Origin of the sequence: Mesorhizobium sp. M1E.F.Ca.ET.045.02.1.1 (genome assembly GCF_003952485.1) — a bacterium.
In the GTDB taxonomy this organism is placed as follows: Bacteria; Pseudomonadota; Alphaproteobacteria; order Rhizobiales; family Rhizobiaceae; genus Mesorhizobium.
The window spans coordinates 2,826,083-2,838,784 of the sequence record NZ_CP034447.1; the positions used below are offsets into that span (position 1 = coordinate 2,826,083).

Sequence of the window (12,702 nt, forward strand, 5' to 3'; positions counted from 1 at the left end):
TGCCTCACGCTGTCGCTGGAGCCCGTGGCTTGACTGCAGTGCCCGATATCGAGTTTCGCGCGGTCACCAAGCGCTATGGCGCGGTCACCGCGGTGAGCGGCATCGACCTTGCCATCCCGCCTTCCGCTTTCGTTGCGCTGCTCGGGCCCTCCGGCTGCGGCAAGACGACCTGCCTGCGCATGATCGGCGGCTTCGAGCAGCCGAGCGAAGGCCAGGTGCTGATCCGCGGCCGCGACATGGCCGGAACGCCGCCCTACCGGCGCCCGGTCAACATGGTGTTCCAGCAATACGCGCTGTTTCCGCATCTCGATGTCGAGGAAAACATCTCGTACGGCCTGCGTCAGGCGAGGCCGCGGATGTCGTCACGCGAGATCGCCTCAAGGGCCGGCGAGGCGCTGGCCATGGTGCAGCTCGCCGGCTACGGGCGCCGCAAGATCCACGAACTCTCCGGCGGGCAGCAACAGCGCGTCGCGCTGGCCCGCGCACTGGTCAACAAGCCGGCGGTGCTTCTGCTCGACGAGCCGCTGGCGGCGCTCGACAAGAAGCTGCGCACCGACATGCAGATCGAGCTGCAGAACCTGCAGCGCGACATCGGCATCACCTTCGTGCTGGTCACCCACGACCAGGAGGAAGCGCTGTCGATGAGCGACTTCGTCTGCGTTATGAATGGCGGCCGCGTCGTCCAACTCGGCCAGCCGAGCGAGATCTATGACGAGCCGGCGGACCTGTTCGTCGCCGATTTCGTCGGCAAGACCAATCTTTTGAGCGGCAAAGTGGCGGGTCTTTCCGGCGACCTCGTCGACGTGGCGCTCTCCGACGGCACGGTCATCGCTGCCCGCAAGCGGGCGCCGCTCAGCAGGGGTGAGGCCGTATCCGTCAGCCTGCGGCCGGAATCGCTCAGCCTCTCCGCGCCCGGAGGCGGCAGCCTGAAGGGCATCGTCCGCAACCGGATTTTCCTCGGCTCGACCGCCGAATACGCGGTCGAGGTCCAGGGCATCGGATCACTGCTCGCCAAGGCCGATCACGTGATCGGCCAGGGCAACCTCTTCAAGCCGGGCGAACCCGTCGCCATCGGCTTTGCCGCCGGAGCGCCGCTGGCGTTTCCGCAGCCTAAGAACAACGGGACCAACCAGAGGGAAGACCAACATGTCGAAATCCTATCGTGACGGACTACCGATAAGCCCCGAGAAATTCGTCGACCAATTGATGCGCCTGAAGCGCGGCTCGATCAGCCGGCGCGACTTCCTCGGCCTCACTGGCCTTGGCGTCGCCACCGCAGTGATGGCGCGCGAGCTTGGCATCATGCCGACACCGGCCCTTGCCGCCGAAAACCTCGGCGACCGCATGTCGATCGCTACCTGGCCGAACTATCACGACCCGCAAACCTTCGAGAACTTCAAGGCCGAGACGGGCGTCGCCGTCGAGGTCAATGTCTTCGGCTCGAACGAGGAGATGCTGGCCAAGCTGCAGGCCGGCGGCTCGGGCTGGAGCCTGTTCGTGCCGACCAACTACACCATCTCGACCTATAAGAAGCTCGGCATCATCGAGCCGCTGGACATGGCAAAGCTCGGCAATTTCGATGGCTCGCAGGAGGACGCGCGCTTCACCGCCGAAGGCACGATCGACGGGACGATCTACGCCGTGCCGAAGAACTGGGGTACGACCGGCTTTGCGGTCAACACCAAGAAGCTCGCCAAGCCGATGTCGAGCTGGAAGGAGTTCTGGGACACGGCCATGGCGGAAGGCGACGGCCGCACCATGGTGCATGACTACCAGCTCACCACGATCGGCAACGCGCTGAAATATTACGGCTACTCGTTCAACTCGCTGAAGCAGGACGAACTCGCCAAGGCCGAGGAACTGCTGCTCAAGGTCAAGCCGCATCTGTTCGCGGTGTCGAGCGACTACCAGCCGTCGATGCGCTCGGGCGACGCCTGGATGACGATGTGCTGGACCAATGACGGAGCGCAGCTCCATCGCGACATTGCCGAGATCGCTTATGTGCTCGGTAAGGAAGGCGGCGAGATCTGGACCGACTTCTACGCCATCCCGAAGGATGCGCCGAACAAGCCGGCCGGCTATGCGCTGCTCAACTACCTGATGAACCCGAAGGTGGCGGTGAAGGAGCATCTGGCCAATGGCGCGCCCTCGACCGACGCGCGGGTCAACGCGCTGCTGCCGAAGGAGGTACTCGACAATCCGATCCTCTATCCGGCCGCCGACCTTTTGAAGCCGCTCGAATTCGGCGCCGCCGCGACGCTCACCGATCCGGGCCGTGCCGAGCTGATGGCGCGCTTCAAGTCGGCTTGAGACCGGCCGGCCACAAATCCGATCCAGACAAATCGACCGGCGGGCAGATGCCCGCCGGCGCCCAAACGGCTGTTTCGATGCGCGGCAATCTTGTTCGCAAAAACCTACTGACCGCGCTGCTGCTCGCTCCGGCGACGCTGTGGCTTGTTGTCTTCCTGGTCCTGCCGTTCATAGCCATCGCCATCTTCAGCGTCGGCGAGCGGGCGCCCGAGGGTGGATACCAGGCTGCGCTGACGTTCGCGCAATATGCCAATCTGCCGGCGCGGGCGACCGCGTTCTGGAACACGATGGTGCTGGCGCCGGTCGGCGCGTTCGCCTGCCTGCTCGTCGCTTACCCCGTCGCCTACTATCTGGCGCTGCGCGCGCCGCAGCGCTGGCGGTTGATCCTGCTCGCGCTGATCGTCATCCCGTTCTGGACCAGCCTTCTGATGCGCACCTATGCCTGGATGTACATCCTTGGCGGGCGCGGCATCCCGGCCCTGCTCGCCTATGTCGGGATCGAGGATCTCAGGCTGATCAACACGCCGGGCGCGGTGCTGCTCGGCATCGTCTACGGCTATCTGCCGCTGATGATCCTGCCGATCTATGTCAGCCTGGAGCGGCTTGACCGCCGGCTGCTGGAGGCGTCCGCCGATCTCGGCGCTACGCCTTTGTTCACATTCCTCGGCGTGACGCTGAGACTTTCGCTGCCCGGCGTGATGACCGGCTTCTCCCTGGTGATGATCCTGCTGCTCGGCGAATATCTGATCCCGACGCTGCTCGGCGGCGGCAAGGTGTTCTTCATCGGCAACGCGCTGGTCGACCTCTTCCTGCAGTCGCGCAACTGGCCGTTCGGATCGGCGATCGCCATCACCCTGGTGCTGGTCTCGGTGGCGGTGCTGATCGTCGCCAACCGCATCTCGACCCGGTTGTCGGGCGCACGCCGGGTGGATCTGATCTGATGCGCGCCTTCGTCGTCGCCGTCTTTGCCTTCCTTTATCTGCCGATCGCGCTGGTCGTGCTGTTCTCCTTCAATGCCGGCCAGCATGCCAGCGAGTTCACCGGCTTCTCGGTGCAATGGTACGGCAAGGCGCTGTCGAATCCGTTCCTGGTCGAGGCGCTGAAGAACAGCCTGTTCATCGCCGCTACCAGCGCGCTGCTCGCGGCCGTTTGCGGCACGGCCGCCGCGCTTGGGCTGCAACGCGTCGGCGTGCGGACACGGGCGCTGTTCGATGCGCTGCTGGGCGCCGCGATCGTGGTGCCGGGCGTCGTCATCGGCATTTCGACGCTGGTCGCGCTGGTGCAGCTCTTTGCCGTCGTCAATCCGTTCCTCGCTTCGCTGTGGCCGACCGACCAGCCGCCGCGGCTTGCGCTCGGCTATGGCTCGATCATCGCTGCACACGGCCTGTTCTCGATGGCGCTGGTGACGATGATCGTCGGCACGCGGCTCAGCAGCCTCGACCGCAACCTGGTCGAGGCGTCGAGCGACCTCTATGCCACGCCGCTGACGACGTTCCGTTCGATCGTGCTGCCGCAGATCATGCCGGCGGTGATCGCCGGCTTCCTGCTTGCCTTCACCTTCTCCTTCGACGATTTCATCATCGCCTTCTTCGTCGCCGGCGCGCAGACGACACTGCCGATCTATGTCTTTGCCTCGATCCGGCGCGGCGTGACGCCGGAGATCAATGCCGTCGCGACGATCGTGCTCGCCGCCTCGGTCCTGCTCGTCCTGCTCGCCCAGTGGCAGCTCGGCCGACGAAAGCCATCGCCTTGAAAGACAAATCCATGATTTTGAAAGATCGCATCGCCGTGGTGACGGGCGCGGGGTCGGGCATCGGGCGCGCCGGCGCCATGATCATGGCAAGCGAGGGGGCGGTCGTGGTGATCGCCGACCGGGACCGGACGGCCGGCGAAGCCACCGCGTCCGACATCCGCCAAGCCGGCGGCCGCGCCGAAGCGGTCGCCGCCGATGTAGGCAGCGACACGGCGGTCGAGGGTCTGATCGCGGGAACGCTGGACAAGCATGGCCGGATCGACATCCTGCACAGCCACGCCGGCATCCAGGTCGGCGGCACGCTGACCGAAGTGAGCACCGACGGCATGGACGCCTCGTGGCGGATCAATGTGCGGGCCCAGTTCCTCGCTGCCAAGACGGTAATGCCGGCGATGATCGCGCAGGGCGGCGGCGTCATCCTCAACACCGCTTCGAATTCCGGCGTTTTCTACGATCGCGAGATGATCGCCTACGCCACGTCGAAGCACGCCGTGGTGGCGATGACCAGGCAGATGTCGCTCGACTACGCCAAGCACAATGTGCGCATCAACGCGCTCTGCCCGGGCTGGGTCGACACGCCGTTCAACGAGCCGTTCATCGCCCAGATGGGCGGGCGCGATGCGATCGAAAACTATGTCCGCACCAAGATCCCGATGGGGCGCTGGGCGAGCGCGCAGGAGATCGCCGAAGCGATCCTGTTCCTCGTCTCCGACCGCTCGTCCTTCATGACCGGCCAGGCGCTGGTCGTGGACGGTGGCGAGAGCATCGGCTGAGGCGCCGGCCCGGAAGTGCGATGAGCCTGTTCGGCGAAGCGTGCTTGCGCCGGAAGCAACGATCGGTCAAACCATAGGTCAGGTTCCTAGACGAGGCTTGCCGTACAAGTGGCAAAAAGGCTCTCCCGCTCTCGGCCGTTTTCAATTCCGGCCGCAAGAAACCGCGCTTCGGCGGGATATCACTGATCATGCGCTGCTGCCGGCACGAGAATTTGCAACGCGCGGAGGAGACCAAGGTCGGCTCGCATGTCGTTCGTGATGGTTGGACCGAAGGGGTAGCGAGGACGCTCAATCCGGCCTCCGGGCCGGCCATCAGGCGGGCGTCCTTCGGATAGCGCAGCTTACATAAACATCTGCCCGGAACGGACGTGCCCGCCGAAGCGATCTCTCCTTCGTACGGACATGACCGATGCTTGATAAACAGGACTTTTCACCCTCCAGCAGCGCCGATCCGCAAAGCTGGCTGACAACGCATGGGATAAACGAGGTCGAATGCCTCGTGCCCGACGTCAACGGCGTGCTGCGCGGCAAGGCCTTGCCGGCGGCCAAGTTCCTCAAGTCGCTCGAGGACCGGGCGCTTTGCCTGCCGAGCAGTGCCTTCCTGGTCGCCATCGACGGCCGCTATTCCGGCTCCATCGATGAGGGCTTTGCCTATCAGGACCCCGACATGCGCATGGTGCCGGACCTGTCGACGCTTTGCCATGCGCCGGGCGCCGGCGCCGGCAAGGCCTATGTCTTTGCCGACACATTCCACATGGACGACCGGCCATGGATGGCCTCGCCGCGCCATGTGCTGCGGGCCGTGCTCGATCTCTACCGTCGGCGCGGCTGGCGCGCGGTGATGGCGCCGGAGCTGGAATTCTATCTCACGGCGCCAAACCCCGATCCGGACCGGCCGCTGACCGCGCCGGTTGGGCGCAACGGCCGTCCGGAAAACGTGCAGCATCCTTACGACATGCAGGCGCTGGAGGAGTTCGAGCCGGTTATCCAACGCATCTATGCGCATTCGGCGGCGGCTGGGTTGCCGCTCGACACGCTGATCCATGAATCCGGCACGGCGCAGTTGGAAATCAACTTCCTGCATGGCGATCCGCTGGCGCTGGCCGACAAGGCGCTGCTGTTCAAACGTATTGCGCGGCAGGCGGCGCAGGCGAACGGCATGCACGCCACCTTCATGGCGAAACCGATCGCGGCGCAGGCCGGCAGCTCGATGCACCTGCATATGTCGATCGTCGACGAGAGCGGCGAGCCCTTGTTCGCCGGCAAAGACGGCGAGGACAGCGAGATGTTCGCGCACTTCATCGGCGGCCTGCAGAAATACATCCCGGAGGTGATGCCGCTGTTCGCGCCCAACGTGAACTCGTATCGCCGCATCCGGCCCGGGCACAGCGCGCCGGCCAATATCGAATGGTCGCACGACAACCGTTCCTGCGGCCTGCGCGTGCCGATGGGCGGGCGCGCGGCGCGGCGGGTGGAGAACCGGCTTCCCGGCGCCGACGCCAATCCGTATCTGGCCATGGCCGGCTCGCTGATCGCCGGCTATCTCGGCATCGAGGAGAAGCTTGCCCGCTCGCCGGAGGCCTCCGGCAATGCCTATCGCAGCCAGAGCACGCTGCCGAAAACCATGGAGGAAGCGCTCGACCGCTTCGCTGCCTGCGAGCCGGTGCGGGCGCTGCTCGGCGAGGATTTCTCCCAGACCTATCTGCGCGTGAAGAGCGTCGAGCTCGACCTGTTCCAGACCGTGGTGACGGCGTGGGAACGCGACCATCTGCTGCTCAAGGTGTGACTATGGCTTCCAGTTCGACGGGTTTCAATTCCGGTCTCGATATCGGCAAATCCTACTATGTCGCCACCGCCAATCCGGCGCCGGACCATCCGGCGCTCGCCAGCGATGTCGAAGCTGACCTGGTGGTCGTCGGCGGCGGCTGCACAGGTTTGTCGGCGGCGCTTCATGCCGCCGAACGCGGCCTGAAAGTGGTGCTGCTCGAAGGCGGCAAGATCGGCTGGGGCGCATCAGGGCGCAATGGCGGCCAGATGATCCCCGGCCTTCGCAAGGGCGCCAAGGGGTTGGTCAAGGCGTTCGGACCGGAACGGGCGAAGGCGCTGTTCGACCTCGCCTTCGAGGCGCGGGGTCTGGTGCTCGACATCATCGAGCGCCACGGCATCGACTGCGATCTTCGCCTGACCGGTCATCTGGTCGGCGCGGTCAACGGCTCGGACATGCGAGACTTCGAGGAGGAGGCCGAGTGCCTCGCCAAGGTGATGAACTTTCCGCATGTCGAGATCCTGTCGGCGGCGGAGGCGCGGCGAATGGTCGACACGCCCTATCACGGCGCATCCTTCGAAAAGCTCGGCGGCCACATGCACCCGCTGAACTACACGCTGGGCCTCGCGCGCGCCGCTTCCGCCGCAGGTGTTGCCATCCACGAGAACTCGGTTGCGGTGCGCCTCGAGCGCGAGCCGTCCATCCGCGTGTTCACCGACAAGGGCTCGGTCCGCGCCCGGCATGTCGTGCTGGCAGGCGATGCGCTGCTCGAGGGACTGGAGCCGCGCGTCAACAGCCGCATCATGCCGATCGGCAACTACATCGTCGCCACCGAACCACTGGAGGGCGAACGCAATGTCATCCCGTCCAATGTCGCGGTTTCCGACACGCTCTTCGTGGTCAACTACTACCGCATGTCGGCGGACGGCCGCCTGCTGTTCGGCGGCGGCGAGCGCTATACGCCGTCGCCGCCGGCCGATATCGCCGGCTTCGTTCGGCCGCATATGGAAAAGACCTTTCCACAGCTCAAGGGCTGCCGGATCGATCACGCCTGGGGCGGCCTGGTGTCGGTGACGACATCGCGCCTGCCGCATGTCGGGCACTATGGCGAGGTCTATTTCGCGCATGGCTATTCCGGCAAGGGCGTCATCCTGTCGACGCTGTCGGGCAAGCTGCTCGCGGAAGCGATCACGGGCGACGCCTCGCGGCTCGACCTGTTCTCGACGCTGACGCCACTGCCGTTCCCAGGCGGCACCGCGTTGCGCGGGCCGCTCTATGTGCTGGGCATGTTGTGGTACGCCATGCGCGACCGGCTGAGGCATTGATGCGCCGGCTTTCCCGGCCGCGTCGGCATGGCTAATGTCCTGGCGCCGGGGATGAATCCCGGCGCGGTTGGCGTTCGTCATTGTGGGTCGGTGACAGGGTCGCGGCAAAGGAAGAGCGATGAATATCGAGCCGGGCAAACTGACCAAGAAGCAGCGACACGAGCTTATCCTGTCGGAGGTCAGGCGCTCGGCATCGATCCGCATCTCCAAGCTCGCCCGGCGCATCGGAGTCGCCGGCGAGACCATCCGCCGCGATCTCATCGAGCTCGGCGAGGCCGGGCTGATCAACCGCACCTATGGCGGCGCGACGATCTCGCTGATGACGTCCGAGCCGGTGATCGCCGAACGCGGCCTCACCATGGTCGAGGAGCGCGCCCGCATCGGGCGGGGCGCTGCCGGCCTGATCGAGAAAGGCGGCATCGTGATGATCGATGGCGGATCGACCACCTACGAGGTCGCGCGCGGCCTCTCCCTGCTCGGCCGGGAACTCACGATCATCACCAACTCCATCGGTGTCGCCTCGGTTGCCGGCGCCAATCCGGGCTTTCGCGTGATCCTTTGCCCCGGCACCTATGACAGCCGCGAGGCCGCCGTGCTCGGTGAGGACACGGTCGAATTCGTACACCGCTACAATGCCGACATCGCCATCATTGGCGCTTCGGCCGTGAATGCCGAAGGGCCGAGCGATATGATCTCCGGCGCGGCGGCGGTGAAGCGGGCGATGATGGCGCGATCGCTGTCGACGATGCTGGTCGTCACCAACGACAAGTTCGGCCGCAGCAGCCTAGAACGGGTCTGCGCTTTGAGTGAGCTTTCCGATGTCGTCACCGACAGCGAGCCGGCGCCGGAACTCCGCGCCGCGATCGAGGAGGCGGGCGCCGAGCTTCACGTCTTTGCCGGCTGACGGAGCCGGCGCAGCCAATCGGACTTCAAGCCGGAAACAGGAATGCCGAAGCGGGATCGAAGAAGATCTGCCGGCCCGAAGCGGCATCGGCGCTGTCCGGCTCCGCGGCGTCCGAGGTCGGCCTGACGTCGATCTCGTCGCCCGACGCGGTGCGCGCCACGACGCGGCGGCGGTCACCGAAGAAGGCGGCGTCGACGATCTCGACGGCGAGCGACGCGTTTCCCGGCACTCCCGCCAGGCGGAAGGCTTCCGGCCGCACCATCAGCCTGGCCTTCTGACCGCGGTCGAGCTTGTGGGTCGCTTTCACACCCTTGACGATCGAGCCATCGGACAGCCGCACCACGGCAGCGCCATTCTCGGTTTCGAGATGCTCGACGGCCAAGAAATTGGAATTGCCGATGAAGCCGGCGACGAATTCGTTCGCGGGCCTCAGATAGAGGTCCTCGCCGGTGCCGATCTGCGCGATGCGTCCGCTCCTGAACAGGGCGATCCGATCGGAAAGATGCAGAGCCTCCTCCTGGTCGTGCGTGACATAGAGGATGGTGACGCCTGTCTCGTGGTGGATGCGGCGGATCTCGGCCTGGATTTCCTGGCGCAGCTTCTTGTCGAGCGCCGACAGCGGCTCGTCCATCAGAAGGATCGGCGGATCGTAGGCGAGCGCGCGGGCAAGCGCCACGCGCTGCTGCTGGCCACCCGACAGCGCGCCCGGATAGCGGTCGGCGAAACTGTCGAGGCGCACCAGCGCGAGCATGTCGGCGACCTTGCGCTTCACCTCGCTGTCCGGCCTGCGGCGCACGCGCAGCGGAAACGCCACATTCTCGGCAACGCTCAGATGCGGGAACAGCGTGTAGCGCTGGAAGACCATGCCGATGTTGCGTTTGTGGGAAGGCACTGCGAGCAGTGACTTGTCTTCAAGCAGCACGTCGCCGGAGGTCGGGTCCTGGAAACCGGCGATCGCATAGAGCGTCGTCGACTTGCCGGAACCCGAGGGTCCCAGGAACGTCAGGAATTCGCCCTTGGGCACGTCGATGGTGACGTCATGGACGGCGACGAAGCCGCCGAACGTCTTTCTCACCGCGCGTATGGAGAGGAATGGCCGGGTCATCTGGACAGTTTTCTGCGAAGGAGTGCGGTCACGATCATCAGGCATAAGGTGAGGCCGACGAGCAGGCTGGAGGCGGCGGCGACGACCGGGCTGAGGTCGGCGCGCAGGCTGCACCATATCTTGACCGGCAAGGTGTGCAAGGTGGGGCTTGCCATGAAGATCGCCACCACCACCTCGTCCCACGAGGCGAGGAAGGAAAAGATCGCGGCCGAGAAGATGCCGATGCGGATCGAGGGCAGCGTGATCCTCAGCCTCGCATGCAGCGGGCTGGCGCCGCAGACGATCGCCGCGTCCTCGATGGATTTGTCGAAGCCTTCGAGCGCGGTTGCGATCGGAATGATGGCGAAGGGCAGCGCCAGGATGGTGTGGGCGATGACAAAGCCGATCGTGGTGCCGGCAAGGCCGATGCGCAGGAAGAAGGCGTAGATGGCGATGGCGAAGACCACGACCGGCAGCACCATCGGTGTCAGCAGCAATCCGCGCAGCAATTGCCGCCCGGGAAACTCGCCCCTGACCAGGCTGAAGGATGCAAGCAAGCCGATCAGCACCGACAAGATTGCGGCCATCGCAGCGATGCGCGCGCTGGTCAGCGCCGCGTCGATCCAGGCCGGGTCGGCCAGCAATTCCTGGTACCATTTCAGCGTCCAGCCGGGCGGCGGGAAGGCCAGCCAGCGCGACGAGCCGAACGACAAAAGGACGATGAAGACCACCGGCAGCAGGAGGAAAGCGGCGACCAGCGCGGTGAAGCCGGCAAGTGCTGCGCGCAGCCATCCAAGCCGGTCGTAATCGAGCAGCATCTCAGAGCCCTCCGGCCAGACGTCGGGCGCCGACGAGGCGAAGCTGGATCGCATAGAGCGCCATGGTGACGACAAGCAGCACGAAGGCGGTCGCGCTGCCCAGCCCCCAGTTGAGCAGCGACTGCACCGTCTGGGCGATCATCTCGGCGAGCATCATGTTCGACGTGCCGCCGAGCAGCGCAGGCGTCACGAAATAGCCGAGCGACATGACGAAGACCATCAGCCCGCCGGCGGCGATGCCGGGCAGCGACAGCGGCAGCAGGATGCGGCGGAAGGCCTGGAGAGGGCTTGCGCCGCAAAGGGCTGCGGCGCGCAGCGTCATCGGGTCGATGGCGCGCAGCGTGCCGACCAGCGGCAGGATCATGAAGGGCAGCATGATGTAGACCATGCCGATGGTGACGCCGGTCAGATTGTTGATGAGCGGCAACGGCTCATGGATGATGCCGAGGCTCATCAAGGCACGGTTGATCACGCCGGTACGCTGCAGCAGCACCATCCAGGCATAGGTTCGGGTCAGCAGATTGGTCCACATCGAGAGGATGATGATGCCGAAGACGACCGAGCCGAGCGCCGGCGGCATGATCGCCAGCATCCATGCGACAGGAAACGCCACGACGATAGTAACGATCGTAACGACGGCGGCGACGAGAAAAGTGTTGAGGAACACCCGTACATAGGTGCCGCTGCCGAAAAGGGCGGCGTAGTTCTGCAGCCCGGGCTCAGGCTCAGTGACGCTGCGCAGCAGCAAGGCGACCACCGGCACGATGAAGAACAGGCCGACCAGCGTCAGGGCCGGCAAGGCGCCGCCGCTGCCGGCCGGCAGGCCGGCAAAGGATTGGCGTCTGAAAGCAGTTCCCGTCATGGAAACGTCCCGTCTTTCAAGCGGGGCGCTGTTGCCGCGCCCCGCTCTTGTCATGGCGGCTACTTGGTCTGCCAGGCGTACCAGCGCGTGGCGATCTCGTCGCGATGCTCGGCCCAGTAGTTCATGTCGAGATTGATCTGGCCGTCGACATGGGCGTCGGGCAGGCCCTTGACCACGTCCGCGGCCATCTCGGCCTTGGCCTTGGTGTTGATCGGCGCGTAGCCGCTCGCTTCGGCGAACTTCGCCTGGCCGGTCGGGCTGGTGGCGGCGGCGAGGAACTTCATGGCGCTGTCCTTGTTCTTGGCGCCCTTCGGGACGACGAGAACGTCAGCGGCGGTGAGGTTCTGGTTCCAGGAGACGCCGACATCGGCGCCGTCCTTCTCCAGCGCGAAGACACGTCCGTTCCAGAGCTGGCCGAAGGCAGCCTCGCCCGAAGCGATGAGCTGCTGCGACTCGGCGCCACCACCCCACCAGACGATGTCCGACTTGATGGTGTCGAGCTTCTTGAAGGCGCGGTCGAGGTCGAGCGGGTAGAGCTTGTCGGCGGGCACGCCGTCGGCGAGCAGCGCGATCTCGATCACGCCCGGCGCCGACCATTTGTAGAAGGTTCGTTTGCCGGGAAACTTCTTGGTGTCGAACATGTCGGCCCAGCCCGTCGGTTCGCCCGAAACGGTGCCCTTGTTCCAGGCGAGAACGAAGGAATAGTAGAAGCTGCCGACGGCGTGCTCGTTGCTGAAGCGCGGGTCGAGATCGGCCTTCGGCACGGCGGCGAAGTCGATCGGCTCGAGCAATCCGTCCTTCGCCGCCTTGATGGCGAAGTCCATCTCGACGTCGACGACGTCCCAGGTGACGTTCTTGGCGTCGACCATGGCCTTCAGCTTGCCGTAGTCGGTCGGGCCGTCCTGCAGCACCTTGATGCCGGACGAGGCCGCGAACGGCTCCGCCCAGGACTTGGTCTGCGCCTCCTGCGTGGTGCCGCCCCAACTGGTGAACACCATTTCGTCGGCCTTGGCGGCGGTTGCCGCCAGCAGTCCGGCGAGAACGCCGGCTAAGATCAGTTTCATGTCATTCTCCTCTGATTTCTCTGTTCCGTTTCTTGTTCTTGTCA

The 12,702-nt window shown here is 65.3% G+C and carries 12 protein-coding genes; 8 read left to right on the forward strand and 4 right to left on the reverse strand.

The features are described 5' to 3' along the window. Window positions 1-29: 29 nt before the first annotated feature. The 8 genes from EJ070_RS13645 to EJ070_RS13680 all read left to right on the forward strand — a co-directional run bounded on the left by EJ070_RS13645 (window position 30) and on the right by EJ070_RS13680 (window position 8,830). Window positions 30-1,166, forward strand: a complete 1,137-nt coding sequence (locus EJ070_RS13645) for an ABC transporter ATP-binding protein (protein ID WP_126091822.1) — start codon at window positions 30-32, stop codon at window positions 1,164-1,166. Then, window positions 1,147-2,310: a spermidine/putrescine ABC transporter substrate-binding protein gene (locus EJ070_RS13650; RefSeq protein ID WP_126091823.1), complete on the forward strand. Its 1,164-nt coding sequence runs from the start codon at window positions 1,147-1,149 to the stop codon at window positions 2,308-2,310. Before EJ070_RS13645 ends, EJ070_RS13650 begins: the two co-directional genes overlap by 20 nt. A 77-nt stretch (window positions 2,311-2,387) precedes the next feature. Continuing rightward, window positions 2,388-3,251, forward strand: a complete 864-nt coding sequence (locus EJ070_RS13655; protein ID WP_126091824.1) for an ABC transporter permease — start codon at window positions 2,388-2,390, stop codon at window positions 3,249-3,251. After that, window positions 3,251-4,063, forward strand: a complete 813-nt coding sequence (locus EJ070_RS13660; protein ID WP_126091825.1) for an ABC transporter permease — start codon at window positions 3,251-3,253, stop codon at window positions 4,061-4,063. The genes EJ070_RS13655 and EJ070_RS13660 overlap by 1 nt, the downstream gene beginning before the upstream one ends. Window positions 4,064-4,074: 11 nt before the next feature. Beyond that, the gene (locus EJ070_RS13665) at window positions 4,075-4,836 is read left to right on the forward strand and encodes a glucose 1-dehydrogenase (protein ID WP_126091826.1); all 762 of its coding nucleotides are present in this window, start codon (window positions 4,075-4,077) and stop codon (window positions 4,834-4,836) included. Window positions 4,837-5,245: 409 nt separating this feature from the next. Beyond that, window positions 5,246-6,622 carry a glutamine synthetase family protein gene (locus tag EJ070_RS13670; RefSeq protein WP_126091827.1) on the forward strand — a complete coding sequence of 459 codons (1,377 nt, stop codon included), beginning with the start codon at window positions 5,246-5,248 and terminating at the stop codon, window positions 6,620-6,622. A 2-nt stretch (window positions 6,623-6,624) separates the two neighbouring features. Then, the gene (locus EJ070_RS13675) at window positions 6,625-7,926 is read left to right on the forward strand and encodes an FAD-binding oxidoreductase (protein WP_126091828.1); all 1,302 of its coding nucleotides are present in this window, start codon (window positions 6,625-6,627) and stop codon (window positions 7,924-7,926) included. Between the two features lie 118 nt (window positions 7,927-8,044). Beyond that, window positions 8,045-8,830, forward strand: a complete 786-nt coding sequence (locus EJ070_RS13680) for a DeoR/GlpR family DNA-binding transcription regulator (RefSeq protein ID WP_245464874.1) — start codon at window positions 8,045-8,047, stop codon at window positions 8,828-8,830. A gap of 25 nt (window positions 8,831-8,855) precedes the next feature. On the opposite strand, the gene EJ070_RS13685 is transcribed toward EJ070_RS13680, so the two are convergent. From EJ070_RS13685 to EJ070_RS13700, 4 genes are read right to left on the reverse strand one after another with little or no spacing between them, the layout of a single operon-like run. Then, window positions 8,856-9,935, reverse strand: a complete 1,080-nt coding sequence (locus EJ070_RS13685) for an ABC transporter ATP-binding protein (RefSeq protein ID WP_126091829.1) — start codon at window positions 9,933-9,935, stop codon at window positions 8,856-8,858. Continuing rightward, complete coding sequence (locus EJ070_RS13690) at window positions 9,932-10,732, reverse strand: ABC transporter permease (protein WP_126091830.1); 801 nt, start codon at window positions 10,730-10,732, stop codon at window positions 9,932-9,934. The genes EJ070_RS13685 and EJ070_RS13690 overlap by 4 nt, the downstream gene beginning before the upstream one ends. 1 nt (window position 10,733) lies before the next feature. Beyond that, window positions 10,734-11,594, reverse strand: a complete 861-nt coding sequence (locus EJ070_RS13695) for an ABC transporter permease (protein ID WP_126091831.1) — start codon at window positions 11,592-11,594, stop codon at window positions 10,734-10,736. Between the two features lie 59 nt (window positions 11,595-11,653). After that, window positions 11,654-12,658, reverse strand: coding sequence for an ABC transporter substrate-binding protein (locus tag EJ070_RS13700; RefSeq protein ID WP_126091832.1), 1,005 nt, complete (start codon window positions 12,656-12,658; stop codon window positions 11,654-11,656). Between the last annotated feature and the right edge of the window lie 44 nt (window positions 12,659-12,702).